The following is an 18,271-nucleotide window of genomic DNA, read 5'->3' as shown; positions in this document are numbered from 1 at the left end:
ATGAATTTCGGGCTCAACGAAGAACAGGAAATGATCGTCAAGACCGTCCGTGACTTCGTCGAGACGGAAATCTATCCGCATGAGAACGAGGTCGATCGCACCGGCATCGTGCCGCCGGAGCTCGGAGAGGAGATCCGGCGCAAATGCATCGATCTCGGCTTTTATGCCTGTAACTTTCCCGAAGAGGTCGGCGCCGCCGGTCTCGACCATACCACCTTTACCCTCGTCGAGCGCGAACTCGGCCGCGGCTCGATGGCGCTGACCGTCTTCTTTGGCCGCCCCTCCGGAATTCTGATGGCCTGCGAAGGCGAGCAGCGCGAGCGATATCTGATGCCGGCCGTGCGCGGGGAAAAGATCGATGCTCTCGCCATCACAGAACCCGATGCCGGCTCCGACATGCGCGGAATGAAATGCGCTGCGCGCCAGGACGGCAGCGATTTCATTCTCAACGGCACCAAGCATTTCATCTCGCACGCCGATGTCGCCGATTTTGTCATCGTCTTTGCCGCCACCGGCGAGGAGGAAACACCGAAGGGCACCAAGAAAAAGATCACGGCCTTTCTGGTCGATCGCGGCACGCCGGGCTTCGAGATCCTCAAAGGTTATGAATCGCTATCCCATCGCGGCTACCACAACTCCGTTCTGAATTTCACGGATTGCCGCCTTCCCAAATCCCAAGTGCTCGGCGACGTGCATCGCGGTTTCGATATCGCCAATGAATGGCTGTACGGCACGCGTTTGACGGTGGCGGCCACCTGCGTCGGACGGGCTCGCCGTGTCTTCGATCTGGCCCTGCCCTATGCGGCGGAGCGCAAGCAGTTCGGCCGGCCGATCGGCGCCAATCAGGGTGTGTCGTTCAAGCTGGCCGACATGATCACCGAGATCGACGCCGCCGACCTGTTGACGTTGTCTGCCGCCTGGCGGCTCGACGCGGGTCTTTCCGCCAATCGCGAGGTTGCCTCGGCCAAACTTTATGCCTCGGAAATGCTGGCCCGCGTCACCGACGAAGCGATCCAGATCTTCGGCGGCATGGGGCTGATGGACGATCTGCCGCTTGCCCGTTTCTGGCGCGATGCGCGCGTCGAGCGCATCTGGGACGGGACCTCGGAAATCCAGCGGCATATCATCAGCCGCGATCTGTTGCGGCCGTTCGGAGCCTGACCGGATGACCCAACGCTCGCTAGACCGCCTGATCAGACCGCAAACAATCGCCGTCTTCGGTGGTCGCGAGGCGCGTCGGGTCATCGAACAATGCGACCGGATGGGATTTTCCGGTGAGATCTGGCCGGTGCACCCGACGTTGGAAAGCGTGCTCGGCCGCCGTTGTTATCGATCGGTGGACGAACTGCCCGCAGCACCGGATGCCGCCTTTGTCGGCGTCAACCGGCTGCTGACCGTCGATATCGTCCGCGCGCTTTCAGCTCGAGGCGCCGGCGGTGCCGTCTGCTATGCCTCGGGCTTCAGCGAAGCGGTCGCGGAATTGTCCGATGGTATCACGCTGCAGGAAGCGCTGGTCAACGCGGCCGGCGACATGCCGATCGTCGGGCCGAACTGCTATGGCGTGATCAACGGGCTGGACGGCGCCCTGCTCTGGCCCGACCAGCATGGAATGGCCCGTGTCGAAAGCGGCGTCGCCATTCTCACCCAATCCTCCAACATCGCCATCAATTTGAGCATGCAAAAACGCGGCCTGCCCCTCGCCTATCTGATGACGGCGGGCAACCAGGCGCAAATCGGACTATCGGACTTGGCTCTCGCCGTCCTCGAAGATCCGCGCGTTACGGCGATTGGTCTGCATATCGAAGGGTTTGGAAACGTTCATGCCCTGCAAAAGCTTGCCATGCGCGCCCGCGAACTGCGCAAGCCCGTTGTTGCGCTGAAAGTCGGAAAGTCCGAACAGGCACAGCGCGCCGCCGTCTCGCATACGGCTTCGCTTGCCGGCAGCGACGCCGTCGCCGATGCAGTTCTCGCCCGTCTCGGCATCGGTCGGGTCGCCACGCTGCCGGAAATGATCGAAACGCTGAAACTGCTACATGTCACCGGCCCACTGGCAAGCGATGCGATCTCCTCAATGAGCTGTTCCGGCGGCGAGGCTTCGCTGATGGCCGATGCCGCCACCGGCCGGGCCGTGGATTTCCGCGCCCTGAAGCCGGAGCAACTGCCTACCTTGCGGCAGAGCCTCGGTGAGATGGTCACCCTCTCCAACCCTCTCGATTATCACACCTTCGTCTGGGGCGATCTTACTCGCCAGACGGAGGCCTTCATCGCCATGTTCGAGGGCGGCTACGCGCTCAATCTGGTCGTCCTCGATTTCCCGCGGGAGGACCGTTGCGACGGCGCGGACTGGATGACGACGGTCGCCGCCATCTCCGCAGCAGCGAAACACACCGGCGCCCGTGCCGGGATCCTGGCGACGCTGCCGGAGAATATGCCCGAAACCATCGCCTTGTCGCTGATCGAAGATGGTATTGTACCCCTTTGCGGTATCAGCGAAACCATTGCCGCGGCGGAAATTGCGAGCGGGATCGGGGCGGTCTGGCGCGCTCAACCGCCGCTGCCGCTGCTCGATACCGCCTTGGCCGAAGGTGAGATCGAGACCTTGGATGAGGCAACAGCCAAGGCTGAACTATCCGCCTTTGGTCTTACCGTTCCCGTTGGCGCAACGACCGCCACGCCGAGCGAAGCTGCCGAGCAGGCACAGCGCCTCGGTTTCCCCGTCGCCTTGAAGGCTTTGGGCGTCGAACACAAGTCCGAGACTGGCGCTGTCGCGCTCAACCTGCGGGATATGGAGGCTGTACGAAGCGCCGCCCAGCGGATGGCGCATGTTGCCGCCGGTTACCTGGTCGAGCGGATGATCGAGCGTCCGGTCGCCGAGCTGATCGTCGGAGCCGTGCGCGACCCGGTCCTCGGATTGGCTCTGACGGTCGGTGCGGGTGGAATCCTGGTTGAATTGCTTGAAGATTCCGTCATTTTGGCTCTTCCGGTGACGAGAACGGACGTTCTGGATGCCATTTCACAGCTTAAAGTAACAAAACTGATCGAGGGGTATCGCGGCGGCGCGAAAGGCAACCTCGATTTAGTTGTCGATGCCGTCGTATCAACGGCAGAATATGTCGTAAAACACGCCGCGCGGCTTGAAGAACTAGACATTAATCCATTGATGGTCTTGCCTGAAAGCCGTGGCGTCGTAGCCGCAGACGCCCTCATCCGGCGAAGGAGGTAGCAAAAGTTGCACAGCCCCATTCGCGTCCGACGCGACAACGGTATCCTGGAGGTCATCATCGACCGGCCGAAGGCGAACGCCATCGACCTTGCGACCAGCCGTGAGATGGGCGTGATCTTCCGCGATTTCCGCGACGACCCCGAGCTGCGCGTGGCGATCATCTCCGGTGCGGGCGAGAAATTCTTTTCCGCCGGCTGGGATTTGAAGGCGGCCGCTGCAGGCGATGCGGTCGATGGCGACTATGGCGTCGGCGGTTTCGGCGGCCTGCAGGAACTTCGCGATCTCAACAAGCCGGTGATCTGCGCCGTCAATGGCATCTGTTGCGGCGGCGGTCTGGAGATCGCCCTTTCCACCGACCTGATCATCGCCGTCGAACACGCAACCTTCGCCCTTCCGGAAATCCGCTCGGGAACGGTCGCGGATGCCGCATCGATCAAATTGCCGAAGCGCATCCCCTACCACATCGCGATGGACATGCTCCTGACCGGCCGCTGGCTCGATGTCGCCGAGGCGCATCGCTGGGGCTTCATCAACGAGATCGTCGCCGCGGACAAGTTGATGGATCGGGCATGGGAACTCGCCCGTCTTTTGGAAAGCGGTCCGCCGCTCGTCTACGCCGCCATCAAGGAAATCGTCCGCGAGGCCGAGGGAACGACGTTCCAGACTGCCATGAACAAGATCACCAAAAGGCAGTTTGCGACCGTCGATGCCCTCTATTCGAGCGAAGACCAGTTGGAAGGCGCAAGGGCTTTCGCGGAGAAGCGAGCTCCAATCTGGAAAGGAAAATGAGAAAACGGTAGCAACCGTGTGATTTTCCTGCATGATCGCGGGCAACCAGGCCTCAAGCGGAAGAGGAAACCGCGTCTTGAAGTCCAGCCCGAGAATTCTATCAACGCATCAAAAAGAAGGAACTGGGGAATGAGCGATTATACGAAACACCTCGCAAGCCGCGTGACCTCGGGTGGGCTCAGCCGCCGCGAATTCATGGGACGCGCCATGGCAGCCGGCATGACATTGGCACTTGCCGACGCACTTTTCACCGAAAGCGCGATGGCGGCCGAGCCGAAGCATGGCGGCCATCTGAAACTCGGCCTTGAAGGCGGTGCCGCCACCGACAGCAAGGATCCGGCGAAATTCCTGTCGCAATTCATGTTCTGTGTCGGCCGCTGCTGGGGCGACATGCTGGTCGAATCCGACCCGCTCACCGGCGCCGCCGTGCCGTCGCTTGCCGAATCCTGGGAACCGTCGAAGGATGCTGTCACCTGGACCTTCAAGATCCGCAAGGGCGTGAAGTTCCATAATGGCAAGGACCTGACGATCGACGACGTTGTCGCCACCCTCAAGCGCCACACCGACAGCAAGTCGGAATCGGGCGCGCTCGGCGTCGTGAAGTCCATCAAGGAAATCAAGGCCGATGGCGACAACCTCGTCCTGACGCTCACCGAAGGCAACGCCGACATGCCGTTGCTCCTGACCGACTACCATCTCGTCATCCAGCCGAACGGCGGCAATGATGATCCCTTCGCTTCGATCGGCACCGGCCCCTACAAGCTCGTCACCTTCGAGGCCGGCGTGCGCGCCACGCTGGAGAAAAACAAGGACGACTGGCGCAAGGATCGCGGCTATGTCGACTCTATCGAAATCATTGGCATGAACGATGCGACGGCACGTATCGCCGCACTGTCGTCGGGCCAGGTGCATTACATCAACCGCGTCGACCCGAAGACCGTCGACCTGTTGAAGCGCGCACCGAATGTTGAAATCCTCGCGACCGCCGGCCGTGGCCATTACGTGTTCATCATGCATTGCAACACGGCGCCGTTCGACAATAACGACCTGCGTCTGGCGCTGAAATACGCCATGGACCGCGAGACCATGGTCAAGAAGATCCTTGGCGGCTACGGCAAGGTCGGCAACGACTTCCCGATCAACAGCACTTACGCTCTCTTCCCGGAAGGCATCGAGCAGCGCGCTTACGATCCCGACAAGGCTTCCTTCCACTACAAGAAGTCCGGCCACAGCGGCTCCGTCCTGCTGCGCACTTCCGAAGTCGCCTTCCCTGGCGCTGTCGACGCCGCCGTCCTCTACCAGGAAAGCTGCAAGAAGGCGGGCATCAACATCGAGGTCAAGCGCGAGCCGGGCGACGGCTACTGGACCAACGTCTGGAACGTCCAGCCCTTCTCCACCTCTTATTGGGGTGGCCGTCCGACACAGGACCAGATGTATTCCACCGCCTATATCTCGACGGCCGACTGGAACGACACGCGCTTCCTGCGCCCCGACTTCGACAAGCTTCTGCTTCAGGCTCGTTCGGAACTGGACGAGACCAAGCGCAAGGAGCTCTATCGTGCCATGGCGATGATGGTGCGCGACGAAGGCGGCGTCATCCTGCCGATGTTCAACGACTTCGTGAACGCCTCCACCAAGCAGGTGAAGGGCTACGTCCACGATATCGGCAACGACATGTCTAACGGCTATGTCGCGACCCGCGTCTGGCTGGACGCCTGATGCCTGAAGCCGGGCGGAAACGCCCACATCTCTAACGGAACCGGGATCGCGGAGCGCCTCCGCGATCCTCCTGACGTTTCAGCGCGAGGCATCAGCCATGTCCAATACACCACCCAGCACAGTGCTGCCCGGGTTGAGATTCAAGCAGCGTTTTCCGCTGCTGTCCCTCATTGTCGAGCGCTGCGTGCTCAGCCTCGTCCTGCTTTTCGCCGTCTCGATCCTGATCTTCGGCGGCCTTGAAGCTCTGCCGGGCGATTTCGCGACGACTTATCTCGGCCAGTCGGCGACGCCGCAGGCAGTTGCCAACATCCGGGCCGATCTCGGTCTCAACCGGCCGATCACGACCCGCTATGTCGAATGGCTTGGCAACGCCGTTCATGGCGATTTCGGCACCTCCTGGGCCAGCAAGAATTCCGTCAGCGAGCAAATCGGCAAGCGTCTCGGCAATTCGCTCTTCCTTGCCGCCTTCGCCGCGCTGATATCGGTGCCGCTCGCCGTCGGGCTCGGCATGCTGGCCGTGCATTTCCGAAATCGATTGCCCGACAAGATCATCAATGTGATCTCGCTGGCGGCGATTTCGCTGCCGGAGTTCTTCATCGGCTATCTGCTCATCCTGTTTTTCGGCGTGAAATTCGGGATCGCGACCTTTCCCGCGACAGTCTATGACGGCATGGATTTCCTCGATCGGCTGAAGGCCATCGCCTTGCCGACGGCGACGCTAGTCCTCGTCGTTCTCGCCCACATGATGCGCATGACGCGAGCCGCGATCCTCTCGGTGATGTCGTCGGCCTATATGGAAACGGCGGAACTGAAAGGCCTTAGTGCCTTCCGTTCGATCGTCAAGCATGCCGCACCCAATGCGCTGGCGCCAATCATCAACGTCGTCGCACTGAACCTTGCCTATCTCATCGTCGGCGTCGTCGTGGTCGAGGTGGTCTTCGTCTATCCCGGCATGGGCCAGTACATGGTCGATGCGGTTACCGTCCGCGATATGCCGGTTGTTCAGGCCTGTGGGTTGATCTTCGCCGCCGTCTACATCCTGCTCAATATGATCGCCGATATCCTGGCGATCGTTGCCAACCCACGCTTGAGGCATCCGCGATGAGATTGAGAGATATCCCCATCACCGCCTGGGTCGGCATGGCAGGCATTCTCCTTGCCTTCATCTGTGCCATCTTCGCCCCCTGGATCGCGCCCTATGGCGAGACCGAAGTCGTCGGCAATGTCTGGCAGGTGGCCGACGCACAATATTTCTTTGGCCTCGACAATCTCGGTCGCGATATCCTTTCGCGGCTGATCTACGGCGCCCGCACTACATTGTTCGTAGCACTTGCGGCAACGATCATCTCGTTCTCGCTCGGCATCATCCTCAGCTTCACCGCGGCCGTCTCGCGCGGATTGATCGACGCGGTCTTCTCGCGGTTCAACGATCTGATGATGTCGATCCCGACGCTGATCTTCGCGCTCGTGGTGCTGGCGGTGCTGCCGCAGAACCTGATCGTGCTCATCCTGGTCATGGCGATCCTCGATTCCACCCGCGTCTATCGTCTCGGCCGCGCCGTGGCGCTGGATGTGGCGGTGATGGAATTCGTCGAAGCCGCCAAGCTGCGCGGCGAAGGCAAGATCTGGATCATCTTCCGCGAGATCCTGCCGAACACGCTTTCGCCCTTGCTGGCGGAATTCGGCCTGCGCTTTGCCTTCTCGATCCTCTTCCTGTCGACGCTCTCCTTCCTCGGGCTCGGCATCCAGCCTCCGTCCGCGGATTGGGGCGGCATGGTCAAGGACAACAAGGATGGCATCATCTTCGGCATCTCCGCCGCTCTCGTGCCGGGCTCCGCGATCGCGGCGCTGGCAGTCTGTGTCAATCTGGTGGTCGACTGGCTCTTGAAGCGCACCTCCAGCCTCAAGGGAGGGCGTGGTGATGCCTGAGCTACTTTCCGTTCGCGATCTCAAGATCGAAGCGACCAGCTATCCGCCCGGCGAACCGCCAAAGCGGGTCACTATCGTCGATGGCGTCTCCTTCGACCTGCAAAAGGGCAAGGTGCTCGGCCTTATCGGCGAGTCCGGCGCCGGCAAGTCCACCATCGGACTTTCGGCGCTCGCCTATGGCCGTGGTGGCGCCGAGATCACCGGCGGCCAAGTACTGCTCGACGGCGTCGATATTCTCCCCTTGGGGAAATCGGGCATCCGCAAGATCCGCGGCGCCCGCGTCTGCTACGTCGCGCAGTCGGCTGCGGCTGCCTTCAACCCAGCCCACAAGCTCGGCGAACAGGTGATCGAAGCCTCCGTCAAGCACGGGCTGATGACGAAAGACGAAGCGAGGAAACGGGCACTCTACCTATTCCAGGTGCTTGGCCTGCCCAATCCCGAGACCTTCGGCGACCGTTTCCCGCATCAGGTTTCAGGCGGCCAGCTTCAGCGCGCGATGACGGCGATGGCGCTCTGTTCCAACCCGGAGCTGATCGTCTTCGACGAGCCGACCACCGCGCTCGACGTGACGACGCAGATCGACGTGCTGGCAGCGATCAAGCATGCCATCGAGGAAACCCACACGGCGGCGCTCTACATCACCCACGACCTTGCCGTCGTCGCGCAGATCTCCGACGACATCATGGTGTTGCGCTATGGCAAAACGGTGGAATACGGCACCGTCCAGCAGATCATCGAGGTGCCGCGCGAAGACTATACCCGCGCGCTCGTCAATGTCCGTCAGACGGCGCGCGAAGAGGCGCAAGATCAATCCGACACGCTTCTGAAGGTCGAGAACGTCAGTGCGCAATACTCAAATGGCTTCAAAGTGTTGCACGATGTTTCTCTCCATGTGCCGAAAGGCCAGACGTTGGCGATCGTCGGCGAATCCGGCTCCGGCAAGTCGACGCTTGCCCGCGTCATCACCGGCCTGTTGCCGCCCAGCGATGGCGGGATTTCCTTCGACGGCAAGCCGCTGACGCCTGCCTTGAAGAACCGTTCGCGTGATGAGCTCAGGCGCATCCAGCTGATCTACCAGATGGCCGATACCGCCATGAACCCGCGCCAGACCGTGCGGGATATCATCGGCCGTCCCCTCTCCTTTTATTATGGCCTGCGCGGTGCGGCGAAGACGGCGCGGGTGAAGGAGTTGCTCGAGCAGATCGAAATGAGCAAAGGCTTCATCGACCGCTATCCGGCAGAGCTTTCCGGCGGCCAGAAGCAGCGTGTCGCCATCGCCCGGGCGCTTGCCGCCAAGCCGGAGCTCATCCTCTGCGACGAGCCCACCTCGGCGCTCGATCCGCTCGTCGCGGAAGGCATCCTGAAGCTGCTTATGCGGCTGCAGGCGGAGGCCCAGCTCTCCTACATATTCATCACCCACGACATCGCCATCGTCCGTGCCATCGCCGACAGCGTCGCGGTCATGCATCGCGGCAAGCTCGTGCGTTTCGGGCCGAAATCGAAGGTGCTGTCGCCGCCTTTCGACGACTACACCGATCTGCTTTTGAAGTCGGTACCGGAGATGGAGATCGGCTGGCTGGAAAAAGTGCTGACGACGCGGAAGATGGAGAGCGCCGGAAACTGATGGCTCGGCATCCCAAGGCTCGGTGGTTCAGTATCTGCTCGCTTTCATGCCGATAGAAGGCTCAGCGCATCAGGCGTGCGCTGAGTTCGCGAGCGAGCGTGCCGGCATTGCGCCCAACAATCATACTCTGGTGATTACCGGAAACGTCCACCCAGTCCGCATGAACTAGAAGGTGCCCCCATATAGACTTTGGATCGCAATCGACCGGAGAGCCTTGCAGACTGCGATAGAAAGTAAGCTCCCCGTCATAACGGCTTGGCTTATAAAGACCTTTCATTCGCAGAAGTTGTCTGGCGGCGGCGTCAAAACGCGGAGGATAATCCCCTATCCATTGAGGCGCCAGCTCCGGATAATAGGCCTTGCGTGGGTCAGCGTAGCGGAATGAGAGTGGCTTCAACATTCTCGCGAGGTATTCGCGTCGCTCGATAGCCGGCAAGCTGGGCTTTGCCGGTGCTTGGCCAACTGCCTGATGACCGGTTTTCGCTCGGTTCTTCTTTCTGCTCCGAGCTCTCCGCCAGCGCTGCCACATGAACTTGCTCCAAGTCATCAGTGGCCATTCCTGCTCGCCAAACGGCGTATCGAGCATCCCCAGGAAAGCAATCTTTTGCCCCTGCGCCCTCAAGGCACGCGCGAGCTCCAAGGCAAAAACACCACCAAAGGAATAGCCGAGCAATCGATAGGGCTCTCCGATCCCTGCTGCCTGTAGCGCTCTCAGCGTGCTTTCAACCTCGTCGTGCACGGTCGCCGGATATTGGGGGTCGCGGTCGAAGGCCGTCAATGCAACACCGAGGATCGGTCCAGGAAAGTGGATTTCCTTAATGAACTGCTGCATTTCCAGAAAACAGCTTGGCCCGCCGGCGAATACCAGCAACGGCGCCGCATCTGCTCCGCCTCGAAGTTCTACGATTTTTGGTGAAGCTGAGAGGTCTTCATGATTGGAAATTGCAAGGCCAAGGGCTTCAAGAGTGCGGTGACGATAGAATACATTGACATCCATCTCCTCTCCAGTTTCACCCCACCAGTGCTTGATGAAATTCAAGACCCGGTTGACTGAAACAGCATCGGGAATGTCTGCGTCGCTGTCCAAATTGATCTTCGCTTCTTGGCGAAACAGACCGCAAAGGTGGGCATGCTGGCTGGAATCTACATCCCTTTTCGTAGAGAAAAGCATCTAGGCACCCCCAAATGTCAAAGCATGCGCCACCGAGCGATACGATAAACAGCATTCTCATAAAGCGACCCTTAACATATTTCGTAAAGACACAACTTCCTCTTCGATTTTAAGAGGGTTGACCGTCGGGCGACCGAAAAGCCAAGCCCTCGACATCTAGTTGGGATCGAAGGCCTCGTTTCGATAATCGGTGTCGTCAATACTCTGCCGGCATCGCATATACTTCGGCGGATGGGTCCGCGAGGAACGAGCGTACCGTCGGCGGCAGCTGGCGTGATGATAGCGGCAGCGGCCCGCAGCGCGACAGAAGCTCGCGCAGATCTGGCTCGGCACCGACATGCCGCCAGATCATCCGCGAGGCATAGGGGAGGTTTTCCCTTCGCCAGGAAATTCCCATCGTCGTCCCACGTAGATAAACGCGCTGATACTCGTCGAAGGGCAAAAGGATCGTCTGCGACAACATGGAATTCGGACCGACAACACGCTCCGTAATGAAGATTCGGTTTCTATAGAACGCCGCCAAACCCACATATTTTGAAAATTGTTGGATGCCGTTTCCAGGATCCCGAAGCCGCTCCATTGACTTGACGCGCACCAACCCACCCTGCTCGCTAAGGCGACTGCACGAACATACGACCATGCCCGGCCAAGACGGCGAGCGATGATAGGTCTGGAAATAGCCGATATGGCGCCTCAAGGCATGAAGATTTCCCGGAAACGCCTTGAAAAGTTCGGAACCCTCATTGAGCCCGACGGACGGGCCGCGAAGCCGCACGCGAAAAAGCTTGGGAGCGAGAAGGAAATCCGCTGCATCGAGATTAAAATAGGCGGCAATACGCGCCAGGTTATGCGCAGACGGCCTCGTTTCGCCGTTGATGTATCGATTGAACTGCTGCCGATTGATATCAATTGCACGGCATACATGCGAAATGGAACGCTGCGTGGCACACGCAATCTTCAGGTTTTCGACCAGGTGAGGCATCGGTAGCTCCGTCTTGATCATGCTAGCGTAAACTCGCTTAAAAATGCGTCAAGTCGCGAAATTGCGTGAGCGTGGCCGACCTCTACGTTCCCTCTTACAAAATTGAAAAAAGGGAACTGCAATGACGCATCAAAAGGATCAACTTTCGGATCTGAAAATCGGCCGCCGCCGCTTTCTCGGCGGTGCCGTCGCCCTCGGCGCTTTACCGGGCCTCACCTCGGGCCTGTTGATGCCGCGTGACGCTCGCGCTCAGGAAACGAAACGTGGCGGCCATCTGAAGCTCGGCCTCAAAGGGGGCGCCACGAGCGATGCGCTTGACCCGGCGACCTATAGCGCCTCCGTCTTGTTCGTCATTGGCCGCCTCTGGGGCGACACGCTCGTCGAATCCGATCCCAAGACCGGCGCACCCCTGCCGTCGCTGGCAACGTCCTGGACACCATCAGCGGACGCATCCGTCTGGACCTTCAAGATCAGGAACGATGTGCAATTTCACGATGGCAGCAAGATGAGCGTCGCCGATATCGTCGCGACGCTGAAGCGGCATGCGGACAAAAATTCGCAGTCCGGCGCTCTCGGGCTGATGGCCTCAATCAGCGGTATTGAGGAAAAGGCGGGTGACCTTGTCCTGACGCTCTCGGAGGGTAATGCGGACCTGCCGCTCCTCCTGACCGACTACCACCTGATCATCCAGCCTAAGGGTGGCGTTGACAAGCCAGCGGCGGCTATTGGCACCGGTCCTTACGTCTTGAAAAGCTTTGAACCCGGCGTGCGCGCAATCTTCGAGAAGAACCCGAAGGATTGGCGTGCCGATCGCGGATTTGTCGACAGCGTCGAAATCCTCGTTATCAACGACAACACCGCCCGCATTGCAGCGCTCGCCTCCGGCCAGGTTCATTTCGTCAACAATGTCGATCCGAAGACCGTACCGATGCTGCAGCGAGCACCGACTGTCGATATCGTCCGCAATGCCGGCAAGGGCTTCTATTGCTTCCTGATGCATTGCGACACGGCGCCTTTCGACAACAACGACCTTCGCCTTGCGCTGAAATATGCCATCGATCGCCAGTCGATCCTGGACAAGGTTTTGGGCGGCTACGGAACGATCGGCAATGACTATCCGGTCAATTCCAACTACGCGCTTGCGCCAACCGATATCGAGCAGCGGCCGTATGATCCGGACAAGGCCGCCTTCCACTTCAAGAAATCGGGCCTTGACCGTCCGGTTCAGTTACTGACCTCCGATGCTGCCTTTCCAGGCGCCGTGGATGCTGCGATCCTGTTTCAGCAAAGCGCGCGCAAGGCGGGGATCGCGATCGACGTCAAGCGCGAACCGGAAGACGGATACTGGACCAACGTCTGGAACAAGCAGCCTTTCTGCGCGTCTTTCTGGGGCGGCCGGCCGACCCAGGATTCACGCTATTCCACCTCCTATCTGTCGACCGCAGAATGGAACGACACGCGTTTCAAGCGTCCGGACTTCGACAAGCTGGTGCTGCAGGCAAGGGCCGAACTCGACGACGCCAAGCGCAAGGTGCTTTATCGACAGCTGGCTCTGATGGTGCGAGACGATGGCGGTTTGATCCTGCCCGTCTTTAACGACTACATCATGGCCTCTTCGAAAACACTGAAGGGATATGTCGACGATATCGGCAACGATATGTCCAACGGCTATATCGGCAGCCGTGTATGGTTTAACGTCTAAACCTCTTCGGGATATATGACCATGGCTGAGCGCAGCTTCACCACCATCGAAAATCAATGGATTACCCTGAAGGACGGCACGCGGCTCGCCGCGCGTATCTGGATGCCACATGGCGCGGAGAGCGATCCCGTGCCGGCAGTCTTCGAATTCCTGCCCTACCGCAAGCGCGACGGAACGAGCCCGCGTGATGAATCGACCTATCCAGTGTTTGCGGCGGCCGGCATCGCCGGCGTCCGGGTCGATATTCGCGGCTCGGGTGAATCCGATGGCGTCATCGACGGCGAGTATACCGAGCTTGAGCTTGCCAATGCCTGCGAGCTGATTGCCTGGATCGCGGCGCAGCCCTGGTCGAACGGCTCCGTCGGCATGATGGGTATTTCCTGGGGCGGTTTTAACTGCCTGCAAGTCGCGGCCCTGAAGCCGCCCGCGCTGAAGGCTGTCATATCCATTGCCTCAACCGTCGATCGCTACAATGACGACATTCACTACAAGGACGGCTGCCATCTCTCGGCGCAACTTTCCTGGGCCGCGACCATGCTCGCCTATCAGTCCCGCTCCCCCGATCCTGAGATCGTCGGCGACCGCTGGAAGGAAATGTGGCTGGAGCGCCTGGAGAACGAACCCTTCTTCATGGAGGAATGGCTCCAGCACCAGCGCCGCGACGACTACTGGCGGCATGGCTCGATCTGCGAGAATTTCGCCGAATTCGATGTGCCTACCCTCGTCATCGCCGGCTGGGCGGATGGCTATCGCAATACGCCGCTCAAGGCAGTCGAGGGCCTCGGCGACACAGCGAAGGCGCTGATCGGTCCCTGGGTTCACAAATATCCGCATTTTGCCTGGCCGAAGCCTCGCACCGATTTCCACGGCGAGGCAATCGCCTGGTGGAACCGCTGGCTGCGCGGAGAGCAGAACGGCGCGGAGAGCATGCCCCCGGTGCGCGCCTATATTCTCGACGCCATCAAGCCGGCACCGCGCCGCGATTTCGATCCGGGTTTCTGGATCGCCAAGCGCGAATGGCAACAGCCGGAGATGCAATGCTTCTATGTCGAGCAGTTCGGCACGCTGATGGAAGGCATGCCGATCCCGCATGCGCCGGAACATCCCATCTATCTGCGCTCTCCGTTGGATACCGGTACGGCCTCGGGTGAATGGTTCACGCTGAAGCCGGACGCCGAAATGGCGCTCGATCAAAGGGGCGACGATGCCGGTTCGCTGACCTTCCAGACCGCGCCGCTGACCATCGATCATGACTATCTCGGACGTCCGGTTATCACCCTCTCGCTGCGTTGCGATGCCGACACAGCCAATCTTTGCGCCCGGCTTGTGGACCTGCATCCGGACGGCACCGCGACGCGCGTCTCCTTCGGTGTGCTCAACCTTGCCCATCGCAACGGCAATGCCGAACCGAAGCCCGTGCAAAAGGGCGAGCGCACCACGGTGACGCTGACGCTGGATGCCTGCGGCTATCGCTTCCGCAAGGGGCATCGCATCCGCCTGTCGCTGTCGACGGCCTACTGGCCGATGGTCCTGCCGCCACCGGAAGATCCGGGCCTGACGATCGACATCGCCTCGCTTGGTCTCGCTCTGCCGAAGCTCGGCGAACACGACATCATCGATATCAAGCAGCCTGACAATCCCGATCCGCTGCCGAAATACGTCGAACACGCGCCAGGATCGACCAAGCGCCAGGTCCTGCGCGATCTCGCCGCCAACAAGACCCATTATGAAATCCGCGAGGATACCGGCCTTTTCGAGCATCCGGGCACGGGTCTTTCCACGCGCCAGTTGCGCGACGAAGTTTGGTCGATCACGCCGAACGATCCGCTGTCGATGAACGGCACCTCGACCTGGACATGCGACATGCAGCGGCCGGGATGGTTCGTCCGCACGCTGTCGACATCCAAGATTTCCTGCACGGCGACAGACTGGATCATCAGCGCTTCCGTCATCGCCTTCGAAGGCGAGACGCAGATCTTCGAGAAAGTCTTCGAGGAAAAGCGTATTTCGCGCGATCTGATGTAATCAGTTCGATCCGGCAAAACGGCTAACGGCGTCGCATATGGCGCTGAAGCCGGCGCGCGCGCCGTCACTCATGTGCCGCGCGCGCAGCCAGGCATGCACCATCTGCGGCTCTTCGCGGAACCAGACCTCGACGCCCGCCTGCGCCAGCCTTGCCGCATAGTTGCGGCCATCGTCGCGCAGCGGGTCGAAATAGGCGACGGTGATGAATGTCGGCGGCAGGCCGGCGAAAGAGGATTGGGCGAGTGCTCCGGCGACAGGATCGCCAGCCGGCGCCTGCAATACGTTGCGGTAATAGACGACATCTGCCGTCGTCAGTCCCGGCGCATTCGCCATTTCTTCATAGGAGCCGGAAAGGAGATCGCCTCCGAGCGCCGGATAGATCAGGACCTGCCCGGCGATGCCGGAAAGCCCCTCGCCCTTTGCCCGAACCACCAGCCCAGCCGCCAGATTGCCGCCGGCGCTGTCGCCGATCAGCACGACGGTCTTTCCCGCGTCGATCAGGTGCTTCAGAACAGCAAAACAATCATCCGTCTGCGCCGGCCAGCGATGTTCCGGCGCAAGGCGATAGTCCACAGATATCAGTTCGGCCCTAGCGTGATCGGCGATCTCGGCGCAGATTGCGTGATGGCTCTCGAGCGAACCGACCACGAAGCCGCCGCCGTGAAGATAGAGCAGGCATGTCGCGGTGCTGACCGTTCCCGGACGATAATGCCGGACCGGGATCCTGCCCATCACCATCTCGTCTTCGATATGCATGCCGTCAGTCAACGGTCGATCGAACTGGCGGCAAAGCGCATCATACCACGTTCGCTGCTGCTCTATGGAGGCTGTCACCGCATCCGGCGGATAGAAGGAATCGCAAATCTCCATGAATTGCAGAATACCCGCTTCAGTCGGCATCGGGCTCGGGCTGGAACTCATGGAATGTCCTCGGGAAGTGGCGCACTATGCAACACACAGTAACGTCAACCGAGCTGTGATCACAATCTCGGATCAGGCAGCACGCCGTGGATTTCCAGCATAAACGCTAACAGCCCCAAGACATTCCCGTGTATCGGTCCAGGTATCACGGGATGGCGCGACGGGTATCCTGATGTTCCGGCGCAGTATCTTGCGCCGGTTCACGCGACGCATTCTTCTTCGCCGAAGATGCCGACAACCAGACCCCGATAATGATCAAGGCGGCGCCTATGAGCGTGACGACCGTCGCGCTGGAAACCGGCTTGCCGAAACTGTCGATGGCAACGCTCGTAAGCATCTGCGCGGCAACCACGAGACTGCTCGTCTTACTGGCCCCCAGCCTCGGAATGACATAGCTGTTCAGCGCAACGAAGACGACGCCCAACACACCACCAAGCCACGCGTTCACCGGCACGCCCGTCCCCACAGCAAGATCGCTCCTGTAGAACAGGCCGATCAGCAGCGAGAGGAAAATGAAGCCGACGGCATGGTTCCAGAGCGATGTCCTAACTGGACCAACCTTCTTGCCGAGGTGACCGTTGATCGCGCGGCTCGTGCCGATGAGAACGCCGTTGAGCAGGGCAAGCGAGACAAATAAAAGCATCGCTCAGCTCCGCGCCAGAATGATGACGATGCTTCCGCACAGCACCAGCGCGATAGCGTAGATATCGCGGCGATCCGGCAGGACGCGCCGCAGTCCCAATATCCCGAAGGCATCCGCCGCGATGCCAAACACCATCTGACCGATCAGCATGAGCGCCAACGTTCCCGCAAGCCCGAGGGCGCTGTTGACCGTGACGGCGGCCAGCAACACGGTGAAGGCGCCCGGAATGCCCCCGAGATAGCACCAGAGTGGCCACCTGCCCTCTGGTATCGCCTGTGCAGCGGCCGTTCGGACAGGCAGAAGTGTCACCAGAGCGAGGCTTGCCAGGACACCAATGCCATGCGCGGTCCACGAGGCGAAAAGCGGCGAGCTGTGCCGCGCCAGTAAGCTGTTCCAGTCGATCATGACGGCCAGCACGGCGCCGGCGACCAGCGCCAATGCGATATTCCACCCGCTCGCCCTATGCATGACGCAAGCTCCACCGCTCAGGGAGCGGACGAAAACGGCGCGATATCTCTTGATGCATACTCAAGAATCTCTGGATAATAAATTGAATCATAAAACGATTATCGCCTTTGTGCGTATCAGCGAAAGGCACTGACTTTCCGGTCCATGCGGACTATTCTGTCCGCAACGGAGTTTTGACCCATGGAAAATTTCAGCGGACTGAAGGTCTTCGTTCGGGTAGCCGAAACGCGCAGCTTCGTGGAAACCGGCCGGCAGCTCGGCCTTTCCGCCTCCGCCATCGGCAAGTCCATTGTGCGGCTTGAAGAGCGCCTTGGCGTGCGTCTCTTTCACCGAAGCACCCATAGCGTCAACCTGACGCCGGAAGGGGCGATCTTCCTCGAACGATGCCGCCGCATTCTTGCGGAAATGGAGCTTGCCACGCAGGAAATGCAGCAGGCCCGGATGGTCGTGCGCGGCACGATACGTGTCAGCCTCCCGACATGGGCCGTGACATTCATGCCGGTCTTTGCCCGCTTCATGCAGATCTATCCGCAGGCGCGGCTGGAACTCGACCTGAGCGACCGATTGGTCGATGTCATCGACGAAGGCTACGACCTCGTGATCCGCACCGGGGAGATGCGCGATTCCCGGCTGATGAGCCGCACGGTCGGGCACTTCCGGCACACGATCGTGGCCTCCCCCGCCTATCTCGCGGCCCACGGCATTCCGCAGCGCCCCGAGAATCTGCTGCAACACCTCTGCCTGCACCGCCGACACCCGGAGACCGGCAGGATCGACACATGGCCTCTTGCCGAGGAAGGTGCGGATATCGAACTCGATCTCCCGGTCACGGCGGTCGTCAATGCGGTCGAAGCCAGGATAGAATTGGCGGAGCAAGGCGTCGGCATTGCCTGCGTTCCATCAATGTCCGTCTCCACGCAAATCCAGGGCGGCCGGCTGGTCCCACTGTTGCAGGACTGCGTGAGGGAAGCGGGCATTCTCCGCCTTTTATGGCCAGCCAGCAGCAGCCCGTCCCACAACATCAGAACCCTGGTCGATTTCATCGCCCAGTCGGCAATCACACAAAGATCGTGAT

At 60.4% G+C, this 18,271-nt stretch carries 15 protein-coding genes; 10 read left to right on the top strand and 5 right to left on the bottom strand.

Going from position 1 to position 18,271, the window contains the following annotated elements:
• The 7 genes from AB6803_RS02190 (at position 1) to AB6803_RS02160 (ending at position 9,284) form a co-directional block, all read left to right on the top strand.
• A complete protein-coding gene (locus AB6803_RS02190; protein WP_371107318.1) occupies positions 1 to 1,161 on the top strand; it encodes an acyl-CoA dehydrogenase family protein in 1,161 nt (386 codons plus the stop codon).
• 4 nt (positions 1,162 to 1,165) lie between these two features.
• Positions 1,166 to 3,223 (top strand): acetate--CoA ligase family protein, encoded by a 2,058-nt coding sequence (locus tag AB6803_RS02185; protein WP_371107317.1) that lies wholly within the window; start codon positions 1,166 to 1,168, stop codon positions 3,221 to 3,223.
• Positions 3,224 to 3,229: 6 nt separating this feature from the next.
• On the top strand, positions 3,230 to 4,012 hold the full coding sequence (locus tag AB6803_RS02180; protein WP_371107316.1) for a carnitinyl-CoA dehydratase: 783 nt from the start codon (positions 3,230 to 3,232) through the stop codon (positions 4,010 to 4,012).
• A gap of 129 nt (positions 4,013 to 4,141) precedes the next feature.
• A complete protein-coding gene (locus AB6803_RS02175; protein WP_371107315.1) occupies positions 4,142 to 5,731 on the top strand; it encodes an ABC transporter substrate-binding protein in 1,590 nt (529 codons plus the stop codon).
• A 97-nt stretch (positions 5,732 to 5,828) separates the two neighbouring features.
• Complete coding sequence (locus AB6803_RS02170) at positions 5,829 to 6,836, top strand: ABC transporter permease (protein ID WP_371107314.1); 1,008 nt, start codon at positions 5,829 to 5,831, stop codon at positions 6,834 to 6,836.
• Entirely contained in the window at positions 6,833 to 7,660 is an 828-nt protein-coding gene (locus AB6803_RS02165; protein ID WP_007694889.1) for an ABC transporter permease, read from the top strand. Before AB6803_RS02170 ends, AB6803_RS02165 begins: the two co-directional genes overlap by 4 nt.
• Positions 7,653 to 9,284 carry an ABC transporter ATP-binding protein gene (locus tag AB6803_RS02160; RefSeq protein ID WP_371107313.1) on the top strand — a complete coding sequence of 544 codons (1,632 nt, stop codon included), beginning with the start codon at positions 7,653 to 7,655 and terminating at the stop codon, positions 9,282 to 9,284. The genes AB6803_RS02165 and AB6803_RS02160 overlap by 8 nt, the downstream gene beginning before the upstream one ends.
• Positions 9,285 to 9,345: 61 nt before the next feature.
• Here AB6803_RS02160 and AB6803_RS02155 read toward each other — a convergent pair whose 3' ends face one another.
• Both AB6803_RS02155 and AB6803_RS02150 read right to left on the bottom strand, forming a co-directional pair.
• A complete protein-coding gene (locus AB6803_RS02155; protein ID WP_371107312.1) occupies positions 9,346 to 10,455 on the bottom strand; it encodes a thioesterase domain-containing protein in 1,110 nt (369 codons plus the stop codon).
• Positions 10,456 to 10,651: 196 nt separating this feature from the next.
• Entirely contained in the window at positions 10,652 to 11,437 is a 786-nt protein-coding gene (locus tag AB6803_RS02150; protein ID WP_371107695.1) for a helix-turn-helix domain-containing protein, read from the bottom strand.
• 121 nt (positions 11,438 to 11,558) lie between these two features.
• On the opposite strand from AB6803_RS02150, the gene AB6803_RS02145 reads away from it, so the two are divergent.
• Positions 11,559 to 13,139 carry an ABC transporter substrate-binding protein gene (locus AB6803_RS02145; protein WP_371107311.1) on the top strand — a complete coding sequence of 527 codons (1,581 nt, stop codon included), beginning with the start codon at positions 11,559 to 11,561 and terminating at the stop codon, positions 13,137 to 13,139.
• 21 nt (positions 13,140 to 13,160) lie between these two features.
• Positions 13,161 to 15,164: a CocE/NonD family hydrolase gene (locus tag AB6803_RS02140; RefSeq protein ID WP_371107310.1), complete on the top strand. Its 2,004-nt coding sequence runs from the start codon at positions 13,161 to 13,163 to the stop codon at positions 15,162 to 15,164.
• On the opposite strand, the gene AB6803_RS02135 is transcribed toward AB6803_RS02140, so the two are convergent.
• From AB6803_RS02135 to AB6803_RS02125, 3 genes are all read right to left on the bottom strand, one after another.
• Positions 15,165 to 16,085: an alpha/beta hydrolase gene (locus tag AB6803_RS02135; protein ID WP_371107309.1), complete on the bottom strand. Its 921-nt coding sequence runs from the start codon at positions 16,083 to 16,085 to the stop codon at positions 15,165 to 15,167.
• Positions 16,086 to 16,230: 145 nt separating this feature from the next.
• Positions 16,231 to 16,728: a DMT family transporter gene (locus tag AB6803_RS02130; protein WP_371107308.1), complete on the bottom strand. Its 498-nt coding sequence runs from the start codon at positions 16,726 to 16,728 to the stop codon at positions 16,231 to 16,233.
• Positions 16,729 to 16,731: 3 nt separating this feature from the next.
• Positions 16,732 to 17,196, bottom strand: a complete 465-nt coding sequence (locus tag AB6803_RS02125; RefSeq protein WP_371107307.1) for a DMT family transporter — start codon at positions 17,194 to 17,196, stop codon at positions 16,732 to 16,734.
• A 180-nt stretch (positions 17,197 to 17,376) separates the two neighbouring features.
• On the opposite strand from AB6803_RS02125, the gene AB6803_RS02120 reads away from it, so the two are divergent.
• Positions 17,377 to 18,270 (top strand): LysR family transcriptional regulator, encoded by an 894-nt coding sequence (locus AB6803_RS02120; protein WP_371107306.1) that lies wholly within the window; start codon positions 17,377 to 17,379, stop codon positions 18,268 to 18,270.
• The last annotated feature ends 1 nt before the right edge of the window (position 18,271 follow it).

This window comes from Rhizobium sp. RCC_161_2 (assembly GCF_041355235.1).
GTDB lineage: Bacteria > Pseudomonadota > Alphaproteobacteria > Rhizobiales > Rhizobiaceae > Rhizobium.
This window is presented reverse-complemented; position numbering and strand designations above follow the sequence as displayed.

Bases quoted from the DNA above. Each gene is read 5' to 3' on its own strand.
- AB6803_RS02190 (WP_371107318.1), top strand. From the start codon at position 1: ATGAATTTCGGGCTCAACGAAGAACAGGAAATGATCGTCAAGACCGTC.
- AB6803_RS02185 (WP_371107317.1), top strand. From the start codon at position 1,166: ATGACCCAACGCTCGCTAGACCGCCTGATCAGACCGCAAACAATCGCC.
- AB6803_RS02175 (WP_371107315.1), top strand. From the start codon at position 4,142: ATGAGCGATTATACGAAACACCTCGCAAGCCGCGTGACCTCGGGTGGG.
- AB6803_RS02170 (WP_371107314.1), top strand. From the start codon at position 5,829: ATGTCCAATACACCACCCAGCACAGTGCTGCCCGGGTTGAGATTCAAG.
- AB6803_RS02165 (WP_007694889.1), top strand. From the start codon at position 6,833: ATGAGATTGAGAGATATCCCCATCACCGCCTGGGTCGGCATGGCAGGC.
- AB6803_RS02160 (WP_371107313.1), top strand. From the start codon at position 7,653: ATGCCTGAGCTACTTTCCGTTCGCGATCTCAAGATCGAAGCGACCAGC.
- AB6803_RS02155 (WP_371107312.1), bottom strand. From the start codon at position 10,455: ATGCTTTTCTCTACGAAAAGGGATGTAGATTCCAGCCAGCATGCCCAC.
- AB6803_RS02150 (WP_371107695.1), bottom strand. From the start codon at position 11,437: ATGCCTCACCTGGTCGAAAACCTGAAGATTGCGTGTGCCACGCAGCGT.
- AB6803_RS02145 (WP_371107311.1), top strand. From the start codon at position 11,559: ATGACGCATCAAAAGGATCAACTTTCGGATCTGAAAATCGGCCGCCGC.
- AB6803_RS02140 (WP_371107310.1), top strand. From the start codon at position 13,161: ATGGCTGAGCGCAGCTTCACCACCATCGAAAATCAATGGATTACCCTG.
- AB6803_RS02135 (WP_371107309.1), bottom strand. From the start codon at position 16,085: ATGAGTTCCAGCCCGAGCCCGATGCCGACTGAAGCGGGTATTCTGCAA.
- AB6803_RS02130 (WP_371107308.1), bottom strand. From the start codon at position 16,728: ATGCTTTTATTTGTCTCGCTTGCCCTGCTCAACGGCGTTCTCATCGGC.
- AB6803_RS02125 (WP_371107307.1), bottom strand. From the start codon at position 17,196: ATGCATAGGGCGAGCGGGTGGAATATCGCATTGGCGCTGGTCGCCGGC.
- AB6803_RS02120 (WP_371107306.1), top strand. From the start codon at position 17,377: ATGGAAAATTTCAGCGGACTGAAGGTCTTCGTTCGGGTAGCCGAAACG.